This window comes from Chitinophagaceae bacterium (assembly GCA_016710165.1).
GTDB lineage: Bacteria > Bacteroidota > Bacteroidia > Chitinophagales > Chitinophagaceae > Ferruginibacter.
In genome coordinates this window covers 579,917-605,207 of sequence record JADJLJ010000001.1, presented here as the reverse complement: position 1 = coordinate 605,207, position 25,291 = coordinate 579,917, and the positions used below count along the sequence as shown (strand labels likewise).

Annotated in this window: 21 protein-coding genes and 3 pseudogenes; 9 read left to right on the top strand and 15 right to left on the bottom strand. The window is 46.4% G+C overall.

Going from position 1 to position 25,291, the window contains the following annotated elements:
* Positions 1 to 41: 41 nt before the first annotated feature.
* Together IPJ02_02695 and IPJ02_02690 are read left to right on the top strand one after the other, a co-directional pair.
* Positions 42 to 1,316, top strand: a complete 1,275-nt coding sequence (locus tag IPJ02_02695) for an NAD(P)/FAD-dependent oxidoreductase (GenBank protein ID MBK7374499.1) — start codon at positions 42 to 44, stop codon at positions 1,314 to 1,316.
* Positions 1,317 to 2,030: a DUF2071 domain-containing protein gene (locus IPJ02_02690; GenBank protein MBK7374498.1), complete on the top strand. Its 714-nt coding sequence runs from the start codon at positions 1,317 to 1,319 to the stop codon at positions 2,028 to 2,030. It begins immediately after the preceding gene.
* On the opposite strand, the gene IPJ02_02685 is transcribed toward IPJ02_02690, so the two are convergent.
* A complete protein-coding gene (locus IPJ02_02685) occupies positions 2,025 to 2,543 on the bottom strand; it encodes a hypothetical protein (protein MBK7374497.1) in 519 nt (172 codons plus the stop codon). The two genes, IPJ02_02690 and IPJ02_02685, sit on opposite strands and share 6 nt — an antisense overlap.
* 51 nt (positions 2,544 to 2,594) lie before the next feature.
* On the opposite strand from IPJ02_02685, the gene IPJ02_02680 reads away from it, so the two are divergent.
* Positions 2,595 to 3,623, top strand: a complete 1,029-nt coding sequence (locus IPJ02_02680; GenBank protein MBK7374496.1) for an aminoglycoside phosphotransferase family protein — start codon at positions 2,595 to 2,597, stop codon at positions 3,621 to 3,623.
* Positions 3,624 to 3,648: 25 nt separating this feature from the next.
* On the opposite strand, the gene IPJ02_02675 is transcribed toward IPJ02_02680, so the two are convergent.
* From IPJ02_02675 to IPJ02_02630, 10 genes and pseudogenes are all read right to left on the bottom strand, one after another.
* A complete protein-coding gene (locus tag IPJ02_02675) occupies positions 3,649 to 4,731 on the bottom strand; it encodes a phosphoglyceromutase (GenBank protein ID MBK7374495.1) in 1,083 nt (360 codons plus the stop codon).
* A gap of 1 nt (position 4,732) precedes the next feature.
* Complete coding sequence (locus IPJ02_02670) at positions 4,733 to 6,535, bottom strand: beta-galactosidase (protein ID MBK7374494.1); 1,803 nt, start codon at positions 6,533 to 6,535, stop codon at positions 4,733 to 4,735.
* Positions 6,536 to 6,594: 59 nt separating this feature from the next.
* On the bottom strand, positions 6,595 to 7,971 hold the full coding sequence (locus IPJ02_02665; GenBank protein MBK7374493.1) for a hypothetical protein: 1,377 nt from the start codon (positions 7,969 to 7,971) through the stop codon (positions 6,595 to 6,597).
* Positions 7,920 to 8,558 carry a hypothetical protein gene (locus tag IPJ02_02660; protein MBK7374492.1) on the bottom strand — a complete coding sequence of 213 codons (639 nt, stop codon included), beginning with the start codon at positions 8,556 to 8,558 and terminating at the stop codon, positions 7,920 to 7,922. The genes IPJ02_02665 and IPJ02_02660 overlap by 52 nt, the downstream gene beginning before the upstream one ends.
* 79 nt (positions 8,559 to 8,637) lie before the next feature.
* Positions 8,638 to 8,978: pseudogene (locus IPJ02_02655) on the bottom strand (GIY-YIG nuclease family protein).
* A gap of 140 nt (positions 8,979 to 9,118) precedes the next feature.
* Positions 9,119 to 9,856, bottom strand: coding sequence for a copper homeostasis protein CutC (locus tag IPJ02_02650; protein MBK7374491.1), 738 nt, complete (start codon positions 9,854 to 9,856; stop codon positions 9,119 to 9,121).
* A gap of 90 nt (positions 9,857 to 9,946) precedes the next feature.
* Complete coding sequence (locus IPJ02_02645; GenBank protein ID MBK7374490.1) at positions 9,947 to 10,981, bottom strand: N(4)-(beta-N-acetylglucosaminyl)-L-asparaginase; 1,035 nt, start codon at positions 10,979 to 10,981, stop codon at positions 9,947 to 9,949.
* An 89-nt stretch (positions 10,982 to 11,070) separates the two neighbouring features.
* Positions 11,071 to 12,459 carry a Gfo/Idh/MocA family oxidoreductase gene (locus IPJ02_02640; protein MBK7374489.1) on the bottom strand — a complete coding sequence of 463 codons (1,389 nt, stop codon included), beginning with the start codon at positions 12,457 to 12,459 and terminating at the stop codon, positions 11,071 to 11,073.
* 29 nt (positions 12,460 to 12,488) lie between these two features.
* Positions 12,489 to 12,794: a phosphoribosylpyrophosphate synthetase gene (locus tag IPJ02_02635; protein MBK7374488.1), complete on the bottom strand. Its 306-nt coding sequence runs from the start codon at positions 12,792 to 12,794 to the stop codon at positions 12,489 to 12,491.
* Between the two features lie 18 nt (positions 12,795 to 12,812).
* A complete protein-coding gene (locus IPJ02_02630) occupies positions 12,813 to 14,069 on the bottom strand; it encodes an MFS transporter (protein ID MBK7374487.1) in 1,257 nt (418 codons plus the stop codon).
* A gap of 217 nt (positions 14,070 to 14,286) precedes the next feature.
* On the opposite strand from IPJ02_02630, the pseudogene rnr reads away from it, so the two are divergent.
* The 4 genes and pseudogenes from rnr (at position 14,287) to IPJ02_02610 (ending at position 20,915) form a co-directional block, all read left to right on the top strand.
* Positions 14,287 to 16,346 (top strand): annotated as a pseudogene (gene rnr, locus IPJ02_02625) (ribonuclease R).
* Between the two features lie 762 nt (positions 16,347 to 17,108).
* On the top strand, positions 17,109 to 19,049 hold the full coding sequence (locus IPJ02_02620) for an amino acid permease (protein MBK7374486.1): 1,941 nt from the start codon (positions 17,109 to 17,111) through the stop codon (positions 19,047 to 19,049).
* Between the two features lie 206 nt (positions 19,050 to 19,255).
* Positions 19,256 to 20,273, top strand: a pseudogene (locus IPJ02_02615) (Smr/MutS family protein).
* Positions 20,274 to 20,288: 15 nt separating this feature from the next.
* On the top strand, positions 20,289 to 20,915 hold the full coding sequence (locus tag IPJ02_02610; GenBank protein ID MBK7374485.1) for a LysE family translocator: 627 nt from the start codon (positions 20,289 to 20,291) through the stop codon (positions 20,913 to 20,915).
* A gap of 1 nt (position 20,916) precedes the next feature.
* Here IPJ02_02610 and IPJ02_02605 read toward each other — a convergent pair whose 3' ends face one another.
* From IPJ02_02605 to IPJ02_02595, 3 genes are all read right to left on the bottom strand, one after another.
* Entirely contained in the window at positions 20,917 to 21,894 is a 978-nt protein-coding gene (locus IPJ02_02605; GenBank protein MBK7374484.1) for a YitT family protein, read from the bottom strand.
* 65 nt (positions 21,895 to 21,959) lie between these two features.
* Entirely contained in the window at positions 21,960 to 22,565 is a 606-nt protein-coding gene (locus IPJ02_02600) for a hypothetical protein (protein ID MBK7374483.1), read from the bottom strand.
* Positions 22,555 to 23,373, bottom strand: a complete 819-nt coding sequence (locus IPJ02_02595; GenBank protein ID MBK7374482.1) for a hypothetical protein — start codon at positions 23,371 to 23,373, stop codon at positions 22,555 to 22,557. Before IPJ02_02595 ends, IPJ02_02600 begins: the two co-directional genes overlap by 11 nt.
* A gap of 311 nt (positions 23,374 to 23,684) precedes the next feature.
* Here IPJ02_02595 and IPJ02_02590 point away from each other — a divergent pair, with 311 nt between their 5' ends.
* Together IPJ02_02590 and IPJ02_02585 are read left to right on the top strand one after the other, a co-directional pair.
* Positions 23,685 to 24,143, top strand: coding sequence for a hypothetical protein (locus IPJ02_02590; GenBank protein MBK7374481.1), 459 nt, complete (start codon positions 23,685 to 23,687; stop codon positions 24,141 to 24,143).
* Between the two features lie 26 nt (positions 24,144 to 24,169).
* Positions 24,170 to 24,712: a YceI family protein gene (locus tag IPJ02_02585; protein MBK7374480.1), complete on the top strand. Its 543-nt coding sequence runs from the start codon at positions 24,170 to 24,172 to the stop codon at positions 24,710 to 24,712.
* A 73-nt stretch (positions 24,713 to 24,785) separates the two neighbouring features.
* On the opposite strand, the gene IPJ02_02580 is transcribed toward IPJ02_02585, so the two are convergent.
* Positions 24,786 to 25,052, bottom strand: a complete 267-nt coding sequence (locus IPJ02_02580) for a hypothetical protein (GenBank protein MBK7374479.1) — start codon at positions 25,050 to 25,052, stop codon at positions 24,786 to 24,788.
* Positions 25,053 to 25,291: the final 239 nt, after the last annotated feature.

The window sequence follows — 25,291 nt, the reverse complement described above, 5'->3', positions numbered from 1 at the left end:
ATTATTGAAAATACATACATTTGTACCGTAAATGGCAACACATGAAACTTGTAATATTGGGTGGCGGCTTTGGCGGGCTAAGGCTGGCACGTAAACTCAGCAATAAGCCCGGTTTTGATATTACCCTCATTGACCGGTTCAATTACCACCAGTTTCAGCCCTTGTTTTACCAGGTGGCTACGGCCGGGCTGGATGCCAGCAATATCTCATTTCCACTCCGGAAAGTGTTTCAGAAAAGCAGGAACATCCGTTTTCGTATGGCGGAAGTGCAGGCAATAAAACCGGACGAAAAAAAAGTGATCACCGATACCGGTGATTTTGAATTTGATGCGCTGGTGATCGCCACCGGGGCCGATACCAATTTCTTCGGCAATGACGTGCTGAAGGAAAATGCATTTCCCATGAAGAGTACGGTGGAAGCACTGCAACTGCGCCACCGGCTGATACACAATTTTGAAGATGCCCTGCACGTGAACTCCGGAATTGAATTGAAACGGCTGATGAATATTGTGATCGTGGGTGCCGGGCCAACGGGCGTGGAACTGAGCGGTGCCATTGCTGATATGAAACGTTTTGTGTTGCCAAAGGACTATCCCGAACTTGATTTTTCAAAGATGAATATCTACCTGCTGGAAGGAACGGGCCGGACGCTGGCTGCCATGAGTAAGCGGTCGGGTGTGCAATCGCAGAAGTACCTGGAGAACCTGGGAGTTACTGTTTTAACGAATACCCTGTTGAAATCGTACGATGGTAAAACAGCCATACTTCAGAATGGAGACAGCATTGAAACGGCCATGCTGATCTGGGCGGCCGGTATCAAAGGAAATGTTCCTGAAGGAATTAAAGGAGATATGATCGCCAGGGGCAACCGTATCAAAGTGAACAGGTATTGCCAGGTAAATGGTTTTGAAGATATTTATGCCATCGGCGATGTAGCGTTTATGGAAGAACCGGCCTGGCCCGATGGTCATCCGCAGGTAGCGCCGGTTGCCATGCAGATGGCGGACCTGCTGGTAAAGAATTTTAGGATGGGCAACGGGGGTAAACAAAAGAAAGAATTTACTTACAAGGATAAAGGAAGCATGGCAACCGTTGGCCGGAACCTGGCAGTGGTGGATGTGCCCAGGCCTAAACTGCACTTCGGCGGGTTCTTTGCCTGGATGATATGGATGGGGCTGCACCTGATGCTGATACTGGGTGTGAAGAACCGCTTCTTTGTATTCAGCAACTGGTTGTATAATTATCTTACCTACGACCAGAACCTGCGGCTGATATTCAAAGAATTTTACCGGGAGAATAAAAATAAAACTGCATAGATGCCCTCTACTTTTCTTACTGCTGTATGGAAGAACCTCATCATGGCAAATTACATTGTTGATCCTTCCCTGCTCAAACCATACCTGCCGGCTAAAACGGAACCGGATGTCTTTAATGGGAACGTTTATGTGAGCCTGGTTGGGTTCATGTTCACAAATACCCGGCTGATGGGGGTCAGGATCCCTTGTCATGAGAATTTTGAGGAAGTGAATCTCCGGTTTTATGTGCGGTACAATGACCAGGGAGAATGGAAGCGGGGAACCGTGTTCATCAAAGAGATCGTGCCAAAGCCAGCCATCAGTTTTATTGCCAATACGGTTTATCATGAAAAATACGATACCAAAAAGATGAGTCATTTTTTTATTGACAGGGGAAATGAACTTTCAGCCGGGTATCACTGGAAACATCAAAACAGGTGGAATAAGATCGAAGCAACGACAGAAAGCATTGCATGGCCGATGCAGCCCGGAAGTGAAGAGGCATTCATAGCAGAACATTATTGGGGCTACTCAGGATATGATGCGGATACCACGTTTGAATACAATGTTCAGCACCCGGCCTGGCGGGTATTCAACGTAAAGGATCATTGCATTGATTGTGATTTTGGTTCTTTGTATGGGGCTGATTTTTCCGGGTTGCAGACAACCAGGCCCAATTCTGTTTTTATGGCAGAAGGATCTGCAGTCTCCGTTTTAAAAAAGCGGAAATTATAGCTGTGATAATTGTTTCAATACTTTCTTTGCCCTGCTTTTGAATCCCGCTGTCTGGTGGGGTAACTGGTCTTCAATGACCAGTTTCAGTTCCCCTTTTATTTCCGGGTACGCTTTTGCCAGGTTGGCCAATACCGACATGGAAAAGACCTTTACAGCGAGTGGTTCTGAAGGGGACCCCAGGTACCTGAAACAGATATCCATCACTTCTCCCTGGTATTTCCCGGGGATAATGATGTCCTGCATCAGGCGCACGCTGTTTCGTTTTACCGAATCATGCAGCCCTGGTTTCTTTAAGTTTTTAATAAACTGTTTCCAGTGTTTATTTATCAATGACGGATATGCCATCACACAATAACTCACCGGCCAGGCAGCCCGCTGCGCAACCCGGTATTCATCGGTTAAGAACAGGCTGAACAGTTCATCAAAGCGCTGCTGGTTACTGCCCACCCATTTTACGATCTTTGCACATTGGGCTTTGGAGTGTTCCCTTAATATTTCTTGTCTTAATTTCACTTGTTAAACGAATCTGCCTGCCGGCAGGCAGGTTACACGAATTTAGCTTTTATGCAGGATGTTTTACGGCAATATGGTTTTTCAGAAAGCAGTTGTTCCATACAGCCCCTGGGGAATGGCCTTATCAACAGTACATGGTTTATTGAAACGGCCCAAGGGAAATTTGTGCTGCAAAGGATCAATCATACTGTTTTCAGATCCCCGGAAGACATTGCATTTAATATCCGGCTGCTGGCAGATCATTTGAAACAAGTGGCCCCGGATTATTTATTTATTGCTCCCGTACCAGCCTTATCAGGAGAAGACCTGGTTAAGTCCGGGAATGGATTTTTTCGTCTTTTCCCCTTTGTGGATAATTCGCATACCATTGATGTGGTTGAAGGTCCGGAACAGGCTTATGAGGCTGCCAGGCAGTTTGGAAGGTTTACAAGGGTGTTATCCGGACTTGATGCAGGACAACTCAGGATCACATTGCCCTACTTTCATGATCTTGGTTTACGCTACCGGCAATTTGAAGAAGCCCTGGTAAGGGGTAATGCAGGAAGGATAAAGGAATCAGAAGCATTGATCGATCTCCTTAAGGCAAACAGGAATATTGTTGATGAATTTGAACAAAGCAGGCCCGGTCTCAGGATCCGCTGTACCCACCACGATACAAAGATCAGCAACGTGTTATTTGATCCGGCAGGAAAGGGGCTTTGCGTGATCGACCTGGATACCGTAATGCCCGGTTATTTCATCAGCGATGTGGGAGATATGATGCGTACGTATCTATGCCCGGTAAGTGAGGAGGAGAAGGATCTCTCAAAGATCTGCATCCGGAAAGAGTTTTATAACGCAATTGAAGTAGGATATCTTTCAGAGATGAGAGAGGAGTTATCTGCTGATGAGAAAAACCTTTTTCACTTCGCCGGTAAATATATGATCTATATGCAGGCGATCCGTTTCCTGTCCGATCACCTGAATAACGATGTCTATTACGGGGCAAAATATGAAGGCCATAACTTTGTCCGCGCCATTAACCAGGTCACTTTATTGCAGCGGCTGATGGAATTCAATCCCAACGGAATGTCAGTCTGAGTTCATCGAAGACGGTTTATTAAATTTATTCCTTATTAAGTTCGATCTTTTCTCCCACCGGGTGTTCGGCAACAAATTTCAGTCCAAGCAGCGAAGCCATGGTTTGGGCAAATTGCTTTTGATATAACTGCTGCGTGGTCTTCACTTCTCCTTTATTTTTTATACCCGGCCCCATGGCTGCAAACCAGATCTGGTGAGCACCTTTTATATCGCTCCAATGACTGGTCCATTCTTTTTTAACCGTATCGCCCCGCCCATGGTCGGTGGTAAAGAAAAGGGCTGTTTTGTTCTTATAGAAGGGATCGTTCTGTACATAGTTCCAGATATCCTGTATCCATTTGTCAACCATATTCGCTGCGTTCAGGTAATCCTTATAGCGGCCACTGTGTGCCCATTCATCCGTTTCGCCGTATGATATGTACAACACTTTTGGTTTCCTGGTCTGCAGGTAATTCAGGGCGGCGTAATGCGTGAACACATCCAGGCACTCCGCTTCATCAAATGGCTTATAGGAGTCTTTCTTCATCGCATTGATGATTTTTTCATTGGCATCCGGCGCTTTCCCACCGAACGCATCAAAGGCAGAAAAAACCGGGACCTTGCTTCTTCCTTCATTCAGTATCCGGTCAAATGCATCCCAGGCGCCAAAAGCAGCCACTTTATTTTTATATTTTGCCTGTTTGTTCAAAAACTCCAGCAATGTTGTATGCGGGTTGGGTGGATATGAATTGCTGTTGATGGCCGTATCGGGGTAGCCCGTGAAAATCTCATTGTAGCCCGGGTACGAGAACCAGTAAGGGTTTGCATTGTCCACTTTGTTTCCCAGGTCCCGGTTGCCGTATACCTGTCCATGGGATTGAATGGTGCTCCACAAAAAAGGCATGACCTTCTTTCTTCGTTCCCCTGCATCCGGCGCCCAGAATTTTTTGTAGATACCGGCGCTGTCACCCTGGTTGAATTTTTCATCATTGGCAATAGCGCTGTCCATGCCGGCAAAGACCTCCTGCCAGCGGAGCCCGTCGGTGGTGATGATGATGATGTTCTCTGCCGTTTGTGCAAAAGTGGTTGTAAGACTGAACAGCAAAAGGATGGTCCATAGTTTTTTCATGTTAGTCCAGTGTTTTATATGCCAAAATAGGTTTTGCTTCCGTTTGCAGCAGGTCAAAAACAATTATTTCATTGTTAACTTTCTTCAGCCAGCCGGCCGGGCAGTATAATCTTTGCTGGGGGCCAACATTCCAGTGGCGGCCAAGGTTATGCCCGTTCACGTAAACCATTCCCTTGCTGTAAGCACTGAGATCAAAATACGTATCTCCTGTTTCGGTCAGCGAAAAATTTCCTTTGAAAAACATGCCCCTTCTGTCATCCATTCCCCGGCCAGGAACTGAGACCGCAGTTACAAATTCAGGATTCATCGGGAGGGGATATATTTCCCAGTTCATCAACGTCATTCCATTCAGGGTAACTCTATCCGTAATTCCTTTCCGGTCGATCATGAACTGGGCAAAGTTGATATGGCCCATTCCTTCCACTAAAATATCGAGTGTTGGATCCTTCACATCTGTTTTGGGGAGATCAACGGTCCAGTTGCCGCCATCCCGGTAAACCGTATCAATGAATTTTCCATCCAGGAAAACCAGTGCATAATCATGCGGTTCCCATATTTTCAATTTGCCGCTTTTGTGCCCGATCAGTTTTGTACGGTACAACATCAGGCCCTGGTTCTGGTTAAAGTCCTCCATGGGTTTGGGTTGTGCACTGATAATTGGTGAGGGCAAATGATCCCAGACGGAGGTCATGTAACTCATGGTTATCGCAGGGATCCCGATGCTTGAGACCGGTGCCGGCAGATCCGGAATTTTGTGATCAGCATATTTTGCGATCATATTCCGGAGCATGAAATATTTTGCCGTGGGCTGCCCCTGTTCATTGATGGGTGCATCGTAATCGTAACTGGTGATATCGGGCTGGTACTGGGTGGGTGAGAAGGCATTGGCGCCGGCAGTAAAACCAAAATTTGTTCCGCCATGGATCACGTAAAGGTTAAATGACTTTTTATTTTTTAACAGATATTCCATTTCTTTTTTCAAGGAATTGGTATCCGGCCGCTGCCATTTTTCATACCAGTGTGTTAACCAGCCGGGGTATGTTTCGCTGCTGAAGGAAGGAACATCGGGATCGGCTTTTTTAGCCTGGTCAAAATCGGCATCGCTGCCGCCGCTGTCCAACCCGATCGCTGTCCCTTTGATGTGCCCGGCTTCCAGCATGTAGGGGGTGGGGCCATCGGCAGTGAAGAACGGTACGTTGATCGCGTTCCTCAGCCAGGCTTTTCGTAATGCCTCTAAATATGTTTTATCATTGCCATAGCTGCCGTATTCATTTTCTATCTGTACCATCAGTATGGGGCCTCCATTCATGCATTGCAGCGACACCACTTCTTTTGCCAGTTTGCTGATGTACCTTTCTGCAGCTGCCATATACCTTGTATCCATGCACCGGATCCTGATGTCGGGATATTTTAACAGGTAAGGAGGCAGGCCGCCAAAATCCCACTCCGCACAAACATAGGGTCCGGGCCGGAGCAGTACCCACATCTTTTCCTGCTGGCAGATCTTTATGAACTCCGCAATATCCCTGTTCCCGCTTTTGAAATCGAATGCGCCTTCCTTTGTTTCATGATAGTTCCAGAAGACGTATGCAGCAATGGTATTGCAACCCATCGCTTTCGCCATCCGGATGCGGTGCTGCCAGTATTCCCTGGGTATCCTTGCCGGGTGCATCTCACCGCTGATAATCTGGAAGGGTTTGCCGTCCAGTAAAAAACCAGTTTTGCCTAAAGTGAAATTATGTGTTTGGCTTAGGCCCCTGTGTCCGCAGACCAGGACAAGTAAAATAATGAGCAGATGTTTCATAAACGTTGATTAGTGGATGAAGATGATGCTTCCTGACGTACCTCCCTGCCATGACGTTCTTATTGGCGGTACAGTACATCATATAAAGAGATCACCCTGATCTTTTTGAGGTCAATGGTCTTGTTGGCGCTTATTTTTTCTGTAAAGCCTGCATAAAGATCAAGATAATTGACATCAAAAACCAGTTCCTTGTCTTCTGATGACAGGAAAACATACTTCGCATTTACATTGCACGTGATGGAAAGCGTATTGCCCGTGGCCATAACGACATAATCGGGTTTCTGCAATTTCAGGTCTTTTGGATATCCGGACTCCGAAGCGGGCGTTACATCATCCCGGTAAACTTCTTTAACAGCATACCAGGCTGCCTTTGGCTGGCGGCTGTAATCGGTAATGCTCCAGCTTGCTACCGGCCAGCAATCATTTAATTGCCATAGCAAAGTGCCCATATTTGTTGGAAACTTACTCCTGTGAATTGCAATGCTGTTCCTTAAAACATAATATTGCAGGCATTGCGTTAGATAAGTATATTTTTCCAGCGTCAGCCTGCTGAGTTTTACAGAGTCGATGAAATATCGTGTCAAATAATGATTGAGCTTTTTAAAACCGTCATTTGCTTTCTGGTGTGATTGGATAACCGGTGAATACAAATACCGGTCGCTGCTGTCGGTAAAACCGGTAATGGTATTCCAGTTGGGCATGGCCTGCATGCCATACTCGCTGACGAACCGGCCCGTTTTGTTTTCAAAGACCTCCCAGTCCTCCAGTCCCCACCATAGCCCCCAGTAATGACTGTCGCCTTCGGTAAAACTCTCTTTATGTCCCCAGCCATTCTTTGGTGATGTGGAAACATATGGCCTCGTACCATCAAATTCATCCACCCATTTTTTCAGGCTGTCTTCAAACAGGCGTTTGTAATCATTCCATACGTTGGCAGAATCTGCTCCATGCAGACCGAACTGTTTCTGCCAGCCCCAGTTCTTCCATGCTTCATCAATTTCATTATTGCCGCACCAGAGCACAATGCAGGGGTGTTGCCTTAATCGCTGGACCTGGTATTTTACTTCTTCCCGCACATTATTCATGAATGCCTCGTCACCAGGGTACATACCACCGGCAAACATAAAATCCTGCCAGACCATGATGCTTAATGAATCACAGAGATCATAAAAATCATCCGACTCATAAATTCCGCCACCCCACACACGGAGCATGTTCATGTTGGCTTCTTTGGCCATCAACAGGAGTTTCCGGTATTCATCTTTTGTAACCCTGGGTAAGAAAACATCGGCCGGGATCCAGTTGGCGCCTTTCATATAAACAGGCTTACCTTCTTTTTCAAAGTAGAAGGAAGTACCGATAGGGTCTTTTTGCCGGATGAGCTTCACATTATTTTTTCGATGGCAATGGTTGGTAAGATCCTTACTCCATTCCATCCTTCTAATCGTATCCCTTTCCAGATCCCGCAACCAATGAATTTTGGCCCCCAGTCCCAGCCAAACTGGAACTGAGCTTTACGGACATAAACCCGGTTGTTGTCCGGCAAGATCAGTGGTAACCTGGCTTTGGCAATGCTGTCCACCTTAGTTTGTGCCGACCAGAATTTTATCAGGAGTTCATTATTTTTCTTTTTAAGGAATGGTTTCACATTTATGGTCCAGCCGCGGAACATATTGTCAGCCTTCAGGATCAATTTCCCATTCAGGTAAACAGTTGCATAAGTATCCAGGCCGTCAAAGACCAGTTCTATATTTTTCTTTTTGAAAATTTCTGCACCTGTTTCAAAAACGGTTTTGTATTCCCAGTCTGCTTTGTCGATCCACTGCAGTTTGCTTTCATTATCCCGGTAATAGGGATCGGGGATGAGTTTGTTGGCGAGGAGATCGGTATGCACCGTACCGGGTACGGTGGCATGGTAGCAGTTTTTGTTCAGTTCGATGGAGATGTCCTGGGCAGTTGTCTGAACGGGGATGAGGTTGATTATAAGGATTAAGAGGATTGAATATAGTATGCAGATTCTCATTTTTCTTTTTCTTTTACTTTTTTCCTGTGACCTATACTCTTTGTTCTGTCATGCTGAGGTACGAAGCATCCCAGTCGCACTATTTTCTATGATAAATAGTTGAAGGAGGCCATTCCCCCAATAATTCTTCATTCAAAAATTTCCATTCCGGGTTAAAATTTTGAATAAGTGCTTCTTTCTTTATCCGTAGCATCCTTTTATTTCCTTTTCCCTGGCAATAGCATCGTTCACATACCGGTAGCTTTCATAGTATATGAGGAAATGACAATTGTATTTTCCTGTAAATGTCTTTCGCTCAATCCTGTCTATGTAATGTTCAATCAATCTTTGTTCAAGCGCATTGGTCATTCCTGTGTATAATACGGTCTTTATTTTATTGGTCAAGATATAAACATAGTATGACTTTTCGTTGACTTTCATGGTTTATCTAAGCGAACTGGATGCTTCGTGCCTCAGCATGACAGAAGCAAGGGTTTAATTAATAGGTAACTTTTCTTTGTCTTTCATGTTTCATCTAAGCGAACTGGATGCTTCGTGCCTCAGCATGACAGGGCAGGGGTTTAATTGTGCTCAACCAGTTTGCTGAGGGTATCAATTATTTTCTTTACTTCAATTTCATCAACAGAAACTGATCTTAAACTTTCCTTCATTGAGGGGTTTGTATAATTTATTTTACTTGCTATTTCTATTCTTGCTGATGTATGAAATTCCGTGGCACCGGTCTTTTTAGCCAGTTCAATGATATTATCTGAACGTACACCGCTGCCCGGCATGATGATGATCCGTTCACCGGCCTGTTCTGTCAATTGAGCGATCAGGTCTGCTCCCTCCAGCGCATTTGGCCGTTGCCCGGAGGTAAGGATCCGCTCACAACCGATCTCTATAATATCTTCCATTGCTTCAAAGGGATCTGCCGTCCGGTCGAAGGCCCGGTGAAATGTTACGCCCAACGGGTAAGCCAACTCAACCAGGGCAGCATTTCTTCTTTTATCTACTGTTCCACCGGCATGCAGCATCCCGATCACCACACCATCGCAGCCCAGTTGCTTGCAGAGTTTAACATCGGTCTTCATTATCTCAAATTCAGCATCGCTGTAAAAAAAATCCCCGCCACGCGGGCGGATGATGGGGAAGAGGCCGATCTTCAGTTTCTCCCTTGCTGCTTTAATGAAACCATGGGATGGGGTAGTACCGCCCTCTCCGGGGTTATCGCATAGTTCAATACGGTGGGCGCCGGCTGACTGAGCTATTGCACAGCCTTCAATGGTAAAGCCAATTACTTCGAGTTTGAAATTCATGATAATGTTCAATATTCAATTTTCAATGTTCAATTCTCAAGTTGGATCCCGTTGAATATTGGGTATTGAACATTGTATATTGATTATTTCTTAAATCAGGTATTTCGATTGATGAACCTGGTTCTCTTTACCGCTCTTCACACTGAACACAAATCCTTTTTGTATGGCATACGCACCATATTGTCCTTTTTTATTCAGCGCCAGGAATCCAACCTGCAACGTTTTTGCTTTAGCCTTATCCCTTTTCACGATCCGTTCCACTGCTTTTTTACATGCCATTTCCGGTGAATAGCCCTGCCGCATGAATTCCACCACGAGGTGTGTTCCGCAAATGCGGATCACTTCTTCACCCGTTCCGCTGCTGGTGGCTGCGCCCGCTTCATTATCCACAAACAAACCGGCACCGATGATGGGAGAATCTCCCACACGCCCATGCAGTTTATATGCCATGCCGCTGGTGGTTACGGCACCGGATAGATCCCCGGTTATATCCATTGCCACCAGGCCCATGGTATCATGATTGAGCGTGCCATCATCAAAAAAGTTAGGGGCAAAGGGCCCGTTCTGCTTTTTGCCTGCCTGTCCGGCAGGCAGGTTCTCGATATTAATGACGGGTTTGTATTCACTCTTCTTAAGCCATTCCTTATATGCTTCTTTAGCACTCTCTGATAGCTCACCACTTTCTAACTTAAATCCATTCTCCACGGCAAACTGTTGTGCGCCGGCACCTACGAGGATCACATGCGGTGTTTTTTCCATCACTTTTCTTGCCACCGAAACCGGGTGCTTGATCCGTTCTATTCCGGCTACGGCACCGCAATTGGCATGATGGTCCATGATGCAGCTGTCCAGTGTTACAATGCCGTCCCGGTCGGGATATCCGCCCAGCCCAACGCAGCAGTTGATCTCGTTCTCAATATGAATGGCCCCTGCTTCCACCGCATCCAGGGCCGTTCCTTTTGCCGATAATATTTTCCATGCTTCGGCATTCACGGCCATACCGCTGTCCCAGGTGGATACTACAATGGGTTTGGTTGCCTGGTCAGCATTTCCTGCTATGGAGTTTTTTGCGGAAAGCAATGGTGCAGTCAGCGCAGAGAGCTGTAAGAATTTTCTACGGTTCATATTTATTTTTTGGGCTAAGAGGTCAAAAGAGGAAAAGGGTTGACCTGATCGTCTCTTTTTCTCTTTTGTCCTCTTAGCAGGTTCTTGTATTAATAATCATCATTCAACGCAAATACCTGTTTTCTCGTTTTCCATTTACCCCTTGTAAAATCCGGAATATTCTGTACCTGGCCACCTTCTATTATACTTTTTTCACTGAGCGGTGTAATGGCATACCAGCTTGCATAATCATATACATCCAATGGAAATTCAACGCCCCGCTTAATGCATTCAATGAATGCGTGGTCAACAAAAAAATCCATGCCGCCGTGTCCGGCGCCTTCGGCCTGTGCACCATACTTTTTCCATAGCGGGTGATCGTGTTCGGTAAGCCATTTTTCGGTATTGTCCCAGCGGTGGTTGTGTTTCATTTCTTTCTGGAAATAAATAAAGCCCTGTTTGTTCCCGCCGCTTCCATGGTCCTGCCAAAGCCCTTCGGTACCCTGTACCCGGAATCCTAAATTGTAAGGGCGGGGAGAGGAAACATCATGCGTTAACAATATGGTCTCACCATGGGCGCATTGTATCTGTGTATTCACAATATCGCCGCATTTGAAATTCAGTTTGGCATTGGGATGGTCTTTCCCGCCTTTGGGATGATCCACAATATATTTTTGCAGTCCCCTTGCTTTGGAGGCAATCGAAGAAAGCTTTGTCATGCGGTTGCCCCGGTTGATGTCCATCATCACAGCAACAGGTCCCAATCCATGGGTCGGGTACAGCTCCCCGTTGCGTTCTAAATTGTGCCGGGTGCGCCATTGTGCTTCGCTGTAAGCGTTGGGGCCAAAATCCACCCCGCTGTTGTACGCTGTTTTCCCGTCGTTGAAAAGTACCCCTCGCAGGTCATGTTCATACCCGCCCTGCCCATGGATCAGTTCGCCGAACATTCCTTTACGCACCATGTTCAGTACCGCCATCACATCCCGGCGGTAACAGACATTTTCCATCATCATCAACGGGATCTTTGTTCTTTCCGAAGTATTCACCACATCCCAGCATTCCTGCAGTTTAACGGCGCCGCAGACTTCTGCGCCCACTATTTTCCCGGCATTCATGGCATCAATGGCCTGTATGCTGTGCCACTCCCAGGGAGAGCAGATGACCACGGCATCCACATAATCTTTTTTCAATAAATTCCGGTAATCATAATTGCCCTCTTTGAAAACGACCGGTAGCGGCCGGTTGTACTGTTTGAAGATGGCCATGGCTTCTTCCACACTCCGTTGCTGCGGATCGGCAATGGCGGTGATCTCTACATCATCCCGTTGTAAAAAATTTCCCATGTGCTCATGCGAACGCAGGCCAGCACCGATGATGCCGATGCGTACTTTGTCTTTTTTCTGGGGAGAGAATGCCTTGATGGAATTGGTAAGTGTTACTGCCGCACCGGTCAATGCCGATGCTTTAATGAAGTTTCTTCGGTTAAGTGAAGAGGGCATATGCGATCGTTTAGGGAATAAATGTAAAACTATTTGTGGATCGTAAGTTTTTTAAGCAATTCGGTAGAGACACTGTCGGCATACATACCGAAAGCGCTGGTAAGTATGCCCTTTACTTTCCCGTCCTTTGATTCAATGGCATAAACCACATCCTCATCGCTGGGATTGGTATCCCCTTCAAAACGGTATACTTCAACAATTTCAAATTCCTCCGGTTTCAGCAGGATCTTGTTATCCGTACAGATCAGTTTGTCGAAGGCGATGTTGAAATTCACGGCAAACCCTCTTTCTTTTAACCCGTTTATGGATTCTACCACCGTATCGTATGCTTGCATATGATATTTTTTTTAAAGTTACGAATCGGCGCTGTCAGTTCTTTTAAAAAGGGATAAATAAATGATCACCACTACTGTCATCACTACCGTAACAAGAAAGGTGACCATCGAACCAAAATTGTACCAGAGCAGGCCGCAGAGGCTGCTGGCAATAAGGGCGCAAATGCTTTGAAACCCGGAATAGGTGCCGATGGCCGTGGCAGTTTCGCTTTTATCAACAATATTGCTTATCCATGCTTTGGATACGCCTTCGGTGGCGGCAGCATATAAACCGTACAGCAGGAACAGGAAGATGAAAACGATGCTGTTGTTGTTTAATGCAAAGCCAAGGTAAACGAAGGCAAATACAAACAGCCCGGTGATAAAGATCCGTTTTAATCCGATCCTGTCGGCCAGGATACCTACCGGGTAAGCCAGCAGGGCATACACCAGGTTGTAAAAGACATAGGTGCCGATGATGGCCGTATCCGGTAACCCGCTTTCCTTCATCCTGAGTAAAAGAAAAACGTCTGAGCTGTTGAACAGTGCAAACAGCAATAGTCCCGTCAACAGTCTTTTATATTCAGGGGAACTGGTTTTCCAATAGCTGAAGAATGTGAAGAAGTTTGTGGTTTGTGATTTGTGGTTTGTAGTTGCAGGTCTTCTCTTTTCTTTAATGAGCAGGGTGGTAATAATGGCCAGCAATCCCGGAATAAAGGCAATGAGAAAAAGTGTTTTGTAATCATCTGGATAAAAGTACAGGTAGGTTAGTGCTGCCACGGGCCCCAGTACGGCGCCAAACGTATCCATGCTGCGGTGAAAACCAAAAACCCGCCCTTTATTTTCTTTGGTGCATTCATCACTCAGCATGGCATCCCTGGCGCCGGTGCGGATGCCTTTACCCAGCCGGTCAACCGTTCTGGACAAGAATATCCACCAGGGATAAGTAAGGATGGCAAGCATGGGTTTGCTGATGGCGCTGAATGCATATCCCAACTGTACAAAGGGCAGCCGCTTGCCGCTTAGATCGCTCCATTTGCCAAAATAACTTTTACTCAGGCCCGCCACGGCCTCGGCAATGCCTTCCAGTACGCCAATAAAAATGGCCGAGTAACCAATATGTTTAAGGAATAGAGGCATGACCGGGTAAAGCATTTCACTGGCCAGGTCGGTGAATAAACTTACCAGCGACAGCATCCATATTGTCCTGGTAATGATCCTTTGTGGAGAATTTGTGAGCGGCTGCACAATGCTTGGTTTAGCCGAATGTAGCAATTTGTTGGTACATTGCAGCATAAAATAACCAGTATATCTGCTGCTAAAAAGCAGTCTGAAAATGATGTATAGGGATTCTTATGATTGCAAAAGTGGCCGGTGAGGACAGCAGCCACGGCAGTTCGCCGCGGTTGCTGTTCCCACCAACCGCAAAATGGTAAACGAAATTTTCATTTTTAGACGGCTGCTAAGACATAGTCCCGGATTGCTTGTGGTACCCGGATGTTTAATAAACTATATGAGTAAGAAAAAAAAGAACAAAGACAAAAAGAATTCCTCACAGGTAGAAATCATTAAAGGCAGGCTGGATCTTTCGAGAAGCGGCATGGGCTACGTGATCGCCGATGGTGTTGAAAAAGACATCCTGGTGCGGCCCCATGATTTTAACCGGGCCTTTCACGGCGACCTGGTGAGGGTACATGTGAATAAAGGTATTTCAAAAGATAAAAGGGCCGAGGGAAAGATCGTTGACGTGGCCGAACGGAAGCAGACCGAATTCATCGGGAATATCCAGTTGAGCAAGAATTTCGCTTTTTTCATTCCGGCTTCGGAAAAGCCCATACCCGATTTTTATATTGCCGATGACAAACTGAACGGGGCAAAGGATAATGAGCGGGTGATCGTAAAACTGCTGAGCTGGGGTAAAGATGAAAAAAAGCCGGTGGGAGAAGTGGTGTCGATACTTAAGTCGGAAGACGAGAATGATGCCGCCATGAAGGAGATACTGATAGAAGCCGGCTTCCCGCTGGAATTTGATAAGGAAGTATTGCAGGAAGTAAAAAAACTGCAGCCCGATATTTCAAGGGAGGAATTAAGGAAAAGAAAAGACTGCCGGGACATCCTCACCTTTACCATTGACCCGGTGGATGCAAAAGATTTTGATGATGCCATCTCAATCCGCAATCTGGATAACGGCAACTACGAGATCGGTGTTCATATCGCCGATGTCAGTCATTTTGTGAAGCCCGGCACTTTATTGGATAAGATCGCCTATGAAAGGGCTACGAGTGTGTACTTACCTGACCGGGTGAATCCCATGCTGCCTGAAAAAATCTCCAATGAACTTTGTTCATTGAGGCCACATGAAGACAAGTTCACATTCTCCGCCATTTTCCAGATCACGAACCGGGCAGAAATAAAACACAGCTGGATCGGCAGAACGGTCATACACAGCAACCACCGGTTCAGCTATGAAGAAGTACAGGAGATCATAGAAAAAAAGGAAGGACTGCATTTCAAGCCCATCATCTTGCTGAATGACCTGGCACAAAAGTTCAGGAAAGACCGGTTCCGGAACGGGGCGATCAATTTTTCATCGCAGGAAGTACGTTTTCAGCTGGATGAAAAAGGCCGGCCGCTTGGTATCATCATCAAAGAAAGCAAAGATGCCCATAAGCTGATCGAAGAGTTCATGCTGCTGGCAAACCGACCATCGCTGCTTATATCTCAAAGATAAAGATCAACAAGGAACCCATTCCGTTCCCTTACCGCATACACGATACACCGGATGATGAAAAGCTGAAACCCTTTGTGGCATTTGCCCGTAAGTTCGGTTACACGTTTGACATGCATGATGAGAATGCCGTTGCTTCCTCCTTTAACAAGCTGCTGAAGGATGTGCAGGGCAAGCCCGAGCAGCATGTGCTGGAGCAACTGGGCATCCGCACCATGGCCAAGGCCGTGTATACTTCTGAGAATATAGGTCATTACGGACTGGGGTTTGAACATTACTGTCATTTTACATCTCCCATCCGCCGCTATCCCGATGTGATGGTACACCGTATCCTGCAGGAATGCCTGGATAAGAACCTGAAGCCCGACAAAAAGATGGAGGATAAGTGTAAGCACTGCAGCGACCGGGAACGCAAGGCCATGGAAGCAGAACGTGCCGGAAATAAATACAAGCAGGTGGAGTTCATGAAAAATTACCTGGGACAGGAGTTTGACGGCATCATCAGCGGTGTGGCCTCCTTTGGTTTTTTTGTGGAAACAGTTGAACATAAATGCGAGGGGATGGTTACGGTAAGGGACCTGGGTGCATACGACGATTTCAGGCTGGATGAAGCCGATTATGCCCTGGTAGGGATGCGTACCAAACACAAGTTCAGGATGGGAGACCTGGTAAAGATAAAAGTGGTGGCTGCCAATTTAAGTAAGCGGCAACTGGATTATGAATGGGTACCTGTGAAGAAAGGAATTGGTAACCTGACTGCCGGCTGGCAAGGTTTGGAATTGGGTAAGAAGGATAAACCTGTTCAGAAGCATAGATCAACAAAGCCCGGGAAAAAGAAAAAATAAAATCAGCAAAAAACAAATACCCGATCAAGTTTATAGTTTGAACCGATGACCATGCATTCTTTTACAGAACTGTTACAACTGTTTGAAGAGAAATTCAACACCCGCCAGTTTCCACTGCAGCCGGAAACATTGTACGACCCTGCCCAATACATTCTGATGATCGGCGGTAAAAGGATACGCCCTGTTTGTGTACTGATGGGAAACCAGTTGTTTGAAGAACCGGGTGCGGATGCATACCATGCCGCTGCAGCCATTGAACTGTTCCACAATTTCAGTCTGATACACGATGATATTATGGACAAGGCCCCGGTGCGTCGGGGCATGGCTACGGTGCATACCCGGTACGGAGAACCAACTGCCATACTGGCCGGCGATGTGATGTTTGTAAAAGCCTATGAGAACCTGAATAAGATACAGCCGGCCAACCTGCAGAAAGTATTGCACCTGTTCAATATTACCGCCAGCCAGGTTTGTGAAGGACAACAACTGGATATGGATTTTGAACAAAGGGAAATGGTGCATTTTGATGAATACCTGAACATGATCACCTTGAAAACCTCTGTGTTGGTTGCGGCAAGCCTGCAACTGGGCGCCATCCTGGGCGGGGCAGGGGAAGGGAACCAAAAACACCTGTATGAGTTTGGTAAGAACCTGGGCATTGCCTTCCAGGTGCAGGATGATTACCTGGATGCCTTTGGCAATCCCGAGAAATTCGGCAAAACAGTAGGCGGCGATATCCTGGCCAATAAAAAGACCTTTTTGATGATCCATGCCTTTGAAACGGCTTCACCCGGCAATCTTGCTGAATTAAAAAAACTGCTTCAGGGAAATACGCCGGATAAAGTGGAAAAAGTGCTGAAGATATTCCGGGATTGCCAGGCAGACGCATGGGCCAAAGAACTGCAGCATAAATACCTGCAAACCGCCCTGAAACATCTGGAAGACACCGCGGTGATCTCTTCCCGTAAAAAACCCCTAAAAATAGAGAATATTTTAGCTGAGGGAAGCAATGATACTCATGGAGGCGGGGGGTTAAAGCGGGTACTTACTGTCCGTGACCTTACTTTTTTTGGCATTGCAGCCATCCTGGGGGCCGGCAGTTTCAGCAGCCTTGGTTTTGCCGTATTTCATGGAGGACCGGGCGTGGTGATCTTGTTTGTGATCACCGGCATTGCCTGTGCATTCACTGCCCTGTGTTATTCAGAATTTGCCAGCCGCATACCGGTGGCCGGCAGTGCCTATACCTATGCATACGCAAGTTTTGGTGAACTGTTTGCCTGGATAATCGGCTGGGCACTGATCATGGAATATTCCATCGGTAATATTTATGTGGCGTATAGCTGGAGTGATTATTTTACTTCCCTGATGGGCAAGATGAATGTGCATATACCTGAATACCTGTGTACCAGCTATATGGAAGCAAAGCATGCCATTGAGCGTGGCAGCACCAATGCGGATGAACTGGCAGCCTGGAATAATGCACCCGTTATCGGGGGATTGAGGATCATCCTGGATCTGCCCGCATTGATCATCAACTTTCTGATCACCTACCTGGTGTACCGGGGCATAAAGGAAAGCAGGAATTTCAGTAACGTGATGGTGATCCTGAAAATAGCTGTTGTAGGACTGATCATCCTTGTTGGCGGGTACCTGGTCTTTTCAAATGGGCTTTCTGCAAACTGGTTACCGGCAAACGATGCAGGGGTGAAGTCCTTTATGCCGAATGGTTTTGGCGGTGTGATGCTGGCCGTAGCCAGTGTATTCTTTGCCTATATCGGTTTTGATGCGGTGAGTGTGCTGGCAGAAGAAAGTAAGAATCCCCAGCGGGACCTGCCGAGGGGTATGATCCTGTCGCTGGTGATCTGTACGGTCATCTATATCCTGCTGACCCTTGTGTTGACCGGTGCGGTCAATTACCGCAATTTTGACGGGGTGGGTGACCCGCTTGCCTTTATTTTTGAACCGCAAAACCTGGATGTGGGATGGATGCAGTTTCTTGTTGCCGTTGTTGCCGTAATAGCCATGACGAGTGTATTGCTGGTTTTCCAGATGGGCCAGCCGCGTATATGGATGAGCATGAGCAGGGACGGTTTATTGCCACCGGTATTTCAGAAGATCCATAAAAAATTCAAGACCCCATCCTTTGCAACCATTGTTACCGGCCTGGTGGTAGGAGTTCCCATTTTGTTTACGGATAAAACATTTGTGCTGGATTTTACCAGTATTGCCACCCTGTTTGCCTTTGTATTGGTTTGCGGCGGCGTATTATTGATCCCGCGGAAAGAGAAAGTGGGCGGGCGTTTTCATCTCCCGTATATAAACGGGCAGTTCATCTTCCCTTTGATAGTAGCGGCATCTTTCATCATGGCATGGTCATTATCCAAAACCTATTTTACCGATCTCTTCCATTTTGATTACAGCGCAAATGAAGAATATACGGGCGGGAAGAAAAGTTTCATGGACCTGGCCACACCCAATATTTCACTGATCGTTTTCTGGATAAGCGCTGTGCTGCTTGCTATACTGGCATTCATTAAAAAATATTCCCTGATACCGCTGATGGGGGTGATAACCTGTATGTACCTGCTCACGGGAATGTCAAAGAGCAACTGGGTATGGTTCATTGCCTGGCTGTTGGTAGGAATAGGGATCTATTTTTTATATGGGAATAAGAAAAGCAAACTGGCTACCGGGACAGGGTAAGAAAGAATGTAGTGGTACAGTTTGAAATATTGTCAGCCTGAGCTTGTCGAAGGCAGCTTAGGATGAACGATCCAAATGGCTTCGACAAGCTCAGCCTGGCATTCAACCTGGATTAATTTCAAACTGTACCACTACCAGAAAGAAAACAAATATTCTTTAACGGCACAGGTACTTTAACTTTGTGCCGTTTTTATATCCATCATAAAATGAAATTTGAACCAGGCGATAAAATAATTGTGCGGCTTACCGAAGAAGAAGGCAAGGTAGTAGAGGTGATGAATGAAAAAAATGGTGATGATCGAAGTAAAGGGCGTTCGGTTCCCGGCCTATACTGACCAGATCGACTTTCCCTACTTTAAGATGTTCACGGAAAAGAGAAAGGCGGAGAAGAAGAAAGTATTCATAGACCAGGTGCAGAAAGAAAAGGCCATTCCGAAGAAAAAGGAAGGCAACGGCGTGAAGCTATCCTTCTTCCCGGTATTTGACAAGGATGTTTTTGACGACGATGTGGTGGAGAAATTCAGGCTCTACCTCGTTAACCAGGATGAAACGGCTTACGCCTTCACGTATAACCTGATGATCGGCGGCCGGAGTGATTTCCAGTTAAAGAACACCGTGGAGCCGCTGAGCGATTTCTACCTGCATGACGTAAAGTTCGAAGACCTGAGCGACAGTCCCCGTTTTGAATTTGAATTCTCACTCAAGGAACCCGATAAACGGAAAGCGACGCATTACGAGGCTTCATTGAAACTGAAGGCAAAGCAGTTGTTCAAAAAGATAGAGGAGATACAGCTTAAAAATGAGCCCGGGTTCAGTTATGTACTTTTTGAGAACTACCCGGACCGGGTCGAAGAAGAAAAACCCGACCTGGATAAACTCGGCAAAAACGGCTACCGCATTTACGATGCGTCAAAGATCAGGCATCACCTGGAACCACCCCGTAGCGTAGTTGACCTGCACATTGAAAAGCTTACCGACAGCTGGAAACATCTCAGTAATTTCGAGATACTCAGCCTGCAGCTGAAGGCCTTTGAAAAATATTACCAGCTGGCCGTGGCACATTACCAGCCGTCGCTGACCGTTATTCACGGAGTAGGAGAGGGAAAACTGCGGGACGAGATACACGATATCCTGCGGCTGAAAAAAGAAGTGAAATCTTTTGTGAACCAGTATCACCATTCATACGGGTACGGGGCAACAGAGATCTTCTTTGAATACAAATAAAAAGTACAGACACCCATGCCACTCAATGAACTGGTTGTTTTTATTGGTTTCGTGGTTGTCTTCGCACTCACCCCCGGCCCTAATATGATGCTTTACCTGGCCTACACGTTTGAATACGGGCGCAAAGCAGGATGGGCAACTGCTGCAGGTATTGTTAGTTCCTTTGTGATACATGTTACTGCGGTCGTATTCGGGCTTACAGCGCTGTTGGTTGCCATGCCCCATGCACTGGAGGTATTGCGTTACCTGGGTATTGCATATCTTTTCTATCTCGCTGTCAAAAACCTGGGAACGGTGGCGTGGAATGAACGGGGTGTAACAAAGAAAGACAGCGGCCTGCGGCGGTTTTATGTGGATGGGTTCATTGGCAACCTCCTTAACCCGGGTTCGTTGTTCCTGTACTTTTCGATCCTGCCGCAATTCATTCACCCGGAAAGGGGCTCTGTACTTACGCAAAACCTTATGCTGGGCGGTTTGCAGATGCTGGGAAGTTTTATCACCAACTGTACCATCATTTATTTTGCAGGATATGCGACCGGTACCTTCCTTAAGAATGATACATACCAGCAGCGTTTGCGTTACGTAATGAGCGCTTTGATCGTATTGTTCGCCGTGAAGATGCTTTTCTTTAAGATGCAGTAACTTAATGTTTCAGCCGGCGTTTCTTTATCATGCCGCCCCGGGTGTCTTTCACGCTGCTCATCACAATAAATGCATTGGGGTCTATCTTCACCAGTTCGGTCTTCAGTTTATTCAGTTCCAGTCTTGTAATAACGGTGAAAACAATATCCACGTTCCTGGTCTCGCCGCTTTTGCCAAAACCGCTTTTACCGCTGTACAGCGTTACCCCCCTTCCCATTTTATTGATGATCATATCCCGTATCTGTTCGCTGTGCGATGAGATGATGGTCACGGATGTATATTCTTCGATGCCCTCAATGATGAAGTCGAGGGTTTTGGATGCCGACAGGTAAGTGATCATGGCATAAAGCGCCGTTTCAATGGAAATAAAATAGGCGGCTGCCGAAAAAACAATGATGTTGATGCCGATGATGATGTCGCCGATGGTGGTGCCCAATTTCCGGCTCAGGTAAATGGCAAGCACTTCGGTTCCGTCGATCACCGAACCGCCCCGAACGGCAAGGCCGATACCGGCCCCCAGGAAAAAACCGCCGAATACTGCCACCAGCAGTTTATCGTATGTAACTTCCGGAAAGTGAACAAAAGCCACGCAAAGGGCAAGGCCGATGATGGCAAGCCCTGTTTTGATGGCAAACTGCTGGCCGATGGTCTTAAACCCGAGCAGCACAAAGGGTATGTTTACAGCGATCAGCAAAAAGTACAGGGGCACACCTGCCAGTTCACTGATGAGCAGGGAGATACCTGTTGCGCCGCCATCAATAAAATTGCTGGGCAGTAAAAAGCCTTCCAGGCCAAATGCGGCAGAAAAAATTCCCAGCGTGATCAGGAAGATATCCCGGGCAGTGCGTAATACCGTGATCTTTAATTCCCGGAAGCCCATGGCCATTTCATAGGCCGTAAATTCCTGGTGCCTGCCCCTTGTGCCTTTTTTATGACGCAGTACCGACCTTTTTATGATTCTGGATAACAACGGGTTCATGTGTCCCGAAGATACTCTTTATTTTTTACGGATGCGTTGCGCTTCGGTTCAGGAAGAAACAAACATCACCTGAAGTTCCCGGAAATGGTATAGCAGACTTTATCATTTATTCTTTTAAATATCTCCCCGTTTATTTTCCGGAGCCGGCGGAGCCTTCTTTTGTCGAGCAACCGTCCCTCACTGTCGAAATATTGTGGCTGCTGAAAATAAGTGAGTACATAATATTTGTTGTAGGAGAACGGCGCTTTTAATGCCACCGGTTTTATCGACATGAAAATGAGTGAGTTCTTTTTCTCATCCACATAGTAATCCAGGTTCCTGATCCAGGTGCAGCGGATCGACTGCATCTGCCCGATCAGTTCAACAACCTTTGCCGGGCTGGGATGGTATTTGGCCAGGGTATCGGCCAGCCTGGATTCATTTGCCTCAAACTCATAAATGTAGCTGAGCGAATCGGTAATGATCTCAACTGAAACGGTTTTAAACCACCGGTCGGTAAAGCCGATGGTAAACGGCATTTGCCGGTAAAGTTGTTTATACCTTTCTTCTATCCGGTCCAGCACTTTTTCATTCTGGTAATAATATTTTGTTGAAATATTCTTTGGCGAACAGGAAAACATCATCCCTGCAATGCCGGTCAGCAATATGGCCTGTACCCGTTTACCCCGCATCGGTTATTATTTTGGTACAATGGGTGATCCCGAACAGGATCCGCTTAAAAAATGCCGGCGATAATTGTAAAAGGGTCCGGTGGCCATAATCCCAATAAACCAATGTGATGACATCCTCTTCCATGCTGATCTTCTCTGCTACGATAAAATGGGTGGGAACCCCCAGTTTAATGGTCACGTGATTTTTTTTATGCACGATCCGGTTATTGATGAATAAGATCACCGTTCCGGTCTCCATTTTTTTCTGGATGTACCGGTACAGGTCATCCATGCGCGGGCGCACCAGGTCGGCACCCTTTGCCCTTACTTTATAGTTCAGCAGGTTCCGTACCATTCGGTTGAACTTGGCATAATTCACCGAAGCCCAGAAGCGGTCTTCATCACCGGGATCGTATTTCCGGTTAAATATGTTCAGGTATCCCTTAAAATGCCCCGCAAGGGTAAGGAACCACATTTGCTCGGCGTGGTGTATGTCCAGGATCCCTTTGAACCGGAGCACCCCGGCTGCTTTTTTAATGGCGGGGGAGGGATTGAAATCGGTTTTCCCGAACCTGGCCTTCCCTTCCTGGTATAACTGTACCAGTAATGTTGCGTAGCCCAACGGGTCATCCTGCAGGAACAGGTAGGTTAATGCACCATATCCGCAAAAATTGGTGCCATTTCCCGGGTAAATACCCAGCGGATGCTGGATATTCTTTTTAAGGTTCTGCAGAAATAAGGCAGGCTTGATCTTTGGCCAGTAAACGCTTGGGGCCAGTTCTTTTATTTTATCTACATAAGCAATGGCCTGTTCACGGGTAGATGTCACGTTTGTCCTGTTAACCGGTGTATAAAAGGGACTAGCACTGCAAAGACCGGGGAGGCAAAATAGTGTGACGAAGGGGATCAGAACAGCTGTACGGTATTTACTTTGTCTGGATATTGACCGATCCTTCAATTTGAATTTCATTGGTTGCACCAAAGATAACCAATAATGAATTGGTGCCTGTTTAAGAAAAAGCCTGTTCCGGGCGGCTTTAGGTAAACTTTAACGCCTTTGTGGATAAAAGGAACCCGCTGCCGGCATTTTCGATGTTTAAACAACGTATATTTGTAAAAGGCTTCTGCCCGGATAAAATCATGATGACAACAAAGATCAATAAGCCCTGGAAGAAATGGTTGCTGGCGTGCTTCATACTGTTGCTGGCCGGCGGCGCTGCCGTATGGTACATCTTTACTGAAAAGTTTGACGATACAAAAAAAGTGCAGGCCGATCATACGGTAAATGCTATGGAGTTCATAAAAGAATTCAAGGAGGGCGAGGCAGCTGCCAATATAAAATATGCTGAAAAGATCATCGTGGTAAATGGCACGGTTTCTGAAATCAGGAATGCCGACAGCAGTACCAATATCATCATGGCGGATCCGGACAGCGGGGATTACATCATCTTTGCTTTCCAGGAACAGCACATGGCCGAAGCAAGGGCATTGAAAACGGGCCAGCAGGTTTCCATCAAAGGCTCGTGCAGTGGTGGAAACTACAGTGAGATCCTGGAGGTGGAGAAGATCGACTTTAAACGATGCACTGTCAATAAATAATTTTTCAAAAATCAAAAATCAACCAAATGAAAAAAACAATTCTTTCACTTGCACTGGTACTGGCAACCGGTTTAATTTTTGCCCAGAAGAAAACGACCACTTCGGCTGTCATCAGTTTTGATGCAACCACACCCATCGACAAATTACCCAGGGCCGATAATAAAACAGCCATTGCTTCCCTCGACAGCAAGACCGGCAAGCTGGCATTTGAAGTAACGATAAAGAATTTTGCTTTTTCAAACCCACGCATCCAGGACCATTTTAATGGCGAAGGCTGGATGAACAGCGACAAGTTCCCCACCGCAACCTTTAAAGGAGATATCACCAACCTGAAAGCGATCAATTTCAGCAAGGACGGAACCTACCCGGTACAGGTGCTGGGCGACATAACCATTCACGGCGTTACCCGCCCGATGGAATCAACCGGTTCTGTTGTGGTGAGCGGTTCAAAGATCACCGCCACGTCTGATTTCAAGATCAGGCTGGAAGATTTTGGAGTGAATGGTGGTGCCATTGCAGCCGGCAAGGTCTCCAAAGAACCAACCATCCGTGTTACAGCGGAATTTTAATTACAGGAAATACGAAATGGAAAAAGCTTTTGCCCGGCAGGACAAAAGCTTTTTTTTATGGCAACTTTTCACGTTAATTCAGTTTGAATTCTTCGTAGATCATCTGGTTGAAAGCCGGTTCGCTCTCCACCACCCAATGCGGCAATAACTGCTGGCTCACGATCTTCCAGTTGTTGTCGATCAGCTCCATGCGGAAGATGATGCGGTTGTTGTTCTCGTCCATCACATCTACAGTAAATGTACCTTCGTGACGGCTGTTGGGTTTGCGGAAATTGAATTCTTTCAATCGTCCATCCACTTTGATGAGCTTGGTAAACTGGATGTTTTTATAAAATCTAATTCCATGGGCAGTAGGGTTTGTACAAACTTAACATTTTCGCCCATCACCTGTTTGTCAACTTATCCACGTTTGCTGATGAGATTTTCACAATCCGGGCAGGTTGGTGGAAAAGTTTTTTGAAGAAGAGGTCCTTGTGCAGGCAGCGTTTTCATTTTCTGTCACCGGTTGTGCCGGGGTAACTGATTATTTTGTACCCTATTAAAACGTTTAGTTGAAATTTTTGTACTGAGTATGTGTTG

Bases quoted from the DNA above. Each gene is read 5' to 3' on its own strand.
- IPJ02_02695 (MBK7374499.1), top strand. From the start codon at position 42: ATGAAACTTGTAATATTGGGTGGCGGCTTTGGCGGGCTAAGGCTGGCA.
- IPJ02_02690 (MBK7374498.1), top strand. From the start codon at position 1,317: ATGCCCTCTACTTTTCTTACTGCTGTATGGAAGAACCTCATCATGGCA.
- IPJ02_02680 (MBK7374496.1), top strand. From the start codon at position 2,595: ATGCAGGATGTTTTACGGCAATATGGTTTTTCAGAAAGCAGTTGTTCC.
- IPJ02_02675 (MBK7374495.1), bottom strand. From the start codon at position 4,731: ATGAAAAAACTATGGACCATCCTTTTGCTGTTCAGTCTTACAACCACT.
- IPJ02_02670 (MBK7374494.1), bottom strand. From the start codon at position 6,535: ATGAAACATCTGCTCATTATTTTACTTGTCCTGGTCTGCGGACACAGG.
- IPJ02_02665 (MBK7374493.1), bottom strand. From the start codon at position 7,971: ATGGAATGGAGTAAGGATCTTACCAACCATTGCCATCGAAAAAATAAT.
- IPJ02_02660 (MBK7374492.1), bottom strand. From the start codon at position 8,558: ATGAGAATCTGCATACTATATTCAATCCTCTTAATCCTTATAATCAAC.
- IPJ02_02650 (MBK7374491.1), bottom strand. From the start codon at position 9,856: ATGAATTTCAAACTCGAAGTAATTGGCTTTACCATTGAAGGCTGTGCA.
- IPJ02_02645 (MBK7374490.1), bottom strand. From the start codon at position 10,981: ATGAACCGTAGAAAATTCTTACAGCTCTCTGCGCTGACTGCACCATTG.
- IPJ02_02640 (MBK7374489.1), bottom strand. From the start codon at position 12,459: ATGCCCTCTTCACTTAACCGAAGAAACTTCATTAAAGCATCGGCATTG.
- IPJ02_02635 (MBK7374488.1), bottom strand. From the start codon at position 12,794: ATGCAAGCATACGATACGGTGGTAGAATCCATAAACGGGTTAAAAGAA.
- IPJ02_02630 (MBK7374487.1), bottom strand. From the start codon at position 14,069: ATGCTGCAATGTACCAACAAATTGCTACATTCGGCTAAACCAAGCATT.
- IPJ02_02620 (MBK7374486.1), top strand. From the start codon at position 17,109: ATGATCCATGCCTTTGAAACGGCTTCACCCGGCAATCTTGCTGAATTA.
- IPJ02_02610 (MBK7374485.1), top strand. From the start codon at position 20,289: ATGCCACTCAATGAACTGGTTGTTTTTATTGGTTTCGTGGTTGTCTTC.
- IPJ02_02605 (MBK7374484.1), bottom strand. From the start codon at position 21,894: ATGAACCCGTTGTTATCCAGAATCATAAAAAGGTCGGTACTGCGTCAT.
- IPJ02_02600 (MBK7374483.1), bottom strand. From the start codon at position 22,565: ATGCGGGGTAAACGGGTACAGGCCATATTGCTGACCGGCATTGCAGGG.
- IPJ02_02590 (MBK7374481.1), top strand. From the start codon at position 23,685: ATGATGACAACAAAGATCAATAAGCCCTGGAAGAAATGGTTGCTGGCG.
- IPJ02_02585 (MBK7374480.1), top strand. From the start codon at position 24,170: ATGAAAAAAACAATTCTTTCACTTGCACTGGTACTGGCAACCGGTTTA.